A 408-nucleotide genomic window follows, 5' to 3' on the forward strand; every position below is an offset into this window, starting at 1 on the left:
CATCGAGCGCGTACTGCACCACGCGCTGGTCTTCCGCCGACCACTGACGCAACCAGCCTTGGTGGGGCTGGCGGCCAAAGCGAATCAATTCAGTGACGGTTAAGCCTTCTGGAGCCACCGCCTCTTGGGGCAGCAACGCTAGCTGAGTGGCTAACTGACGCGCGGGCAGGCGTTGAATATCCTGGCTATCCAGCAGTACCGCGCCGCTGTCTGGTTTGTGCAAACGAGCAAGGCCTGAAAGTAGCGTTGACTTACCGCAGCCGTTAGGGCCAACAATGGCGGTGACCTGCCCGCTGGGCAGGCTAATACCCAGATTTTCAATCACTCGGCGCTGGCCGTAGCTCATGCACAACGCATCGGTGGCAAGCGTTGGTGAAACAGGCGCTGGTGAAACTTGCCCTGGTGAAA

Annotated in this window: 1 protein-coding gene; it reads right to left on the minus strand. The window is 59.6% G+C overall.

The features are described 5' to 3' along the window. A partial coding sequence (locus INT22_RS20600; protein WP_226912556.1) for an ABC transporter ATP-binding protein occupies window positions 1–346 on the minus strand: 346 nt, incomplete at its 3' end. Between the last annotated feature and the right edge of the window lie 62 nt (window positions 347–408).

The organism is Halomonas sp. 3D7M, from assembly GCF_014897885.1.
Classification (GTDB): domain Bacteria; phylum Pseudomonadota; class Gammaproteobacteria; order Pseudomonadales; family Halomonadaceae; genus Vreelandella.